2 protein-coding genes are annotated in these 622 nt (G+C 49.8%); one reads left to right on the top strand and one right to left on the bottom strand.

The genetic code is table 11. The annotated features are described in order from the left end of the window. Positions 1 to 236 (top strand): hypothetical protein (locus HMPREF2572_RS14945; RefSeq protein ID WP_210385317.1); only part of this gene is annotated, 236 nt, incomplete at its 5' end. A gap of 173 nt (positions 237 to 409) precedes the next feature. Here the strand turns inward: HMPREF2572_RS14945 and HMPREF2572_RS11945 are convergent. After that, positions 410 to 622, bottom strand: a 213-nt coding sequence (locus tag HMPREF2572_RS11945; RefSeq protein WP_070498845.1) for an IS5/IS1182 family transposase, incomplete at its 5' end; no start/stop codon positions are given.

Here is a 622-nt window from a genome sequence, read left to right as displayed (position 1 = left end):
GTCGTCTGAAAATTTTCAGACGACCTTTTTTAATGCCCGTTTACCTGTTTTTCAGCAACAGCCTATATCCGTTTCATCGAAGACGCACAACCTATCCTTCTTCGCCCATATCCCTACCCTACTCCCCGCCCCTACTCCAACGAATTGAGTCCATCCACATCCCGCAAAATCCGCCCACCCAGTTTTCCCTATTTTTCAGACGACCCCAATATCGTTTAGCAAACAAGCTCGTCTGAAACTCAAAACAGACAAAACGCAAACAGAAACCTTTGCAAAAAAGCCCTTCCCACGACAGCCGAAACCCAAACACAGGTTTTCGGCTGTTTTCGCCCCCAATCACTCCTGATTTTACCCAAATACCCCCTTAATCCTCCCCGGACGCCCCATAATCAGGCATCCGGACCGCCTTTTAGGCGGCAACAGGCACACTTAGCCTATTGGCCGCTTTCAACAGGTTCAAACACATCGCCTTCAGATGGCTTTGCGCACTCACTTTGAGTAGACCAAAATAGGCTGCCCGGGCATAGCGAAATTTACGGTGCAGCGTACCGAAGCTTTGTTCGACCACATACCGGGTCTTCGACAAATAGCGGTTACGTTTGGTTTGCGCTTCCGTCAGCGG

Source organism: Neisseria sp. HMSC064E01 (assembly GCF_001808875.1).
Taxonomy (GTDB): domain Bacteria; phylum Pseudomonadota; class Gammaproteobacteria; order Burkholderiales; family Neisseriaceae; genus Neisseria; species Neisseria sicca_A.
The sequence above is the reverse complement of the archived record's forward strand: the minus strand, read 5'-3'. Positions and strand labels throughout refer to the sequence as shown.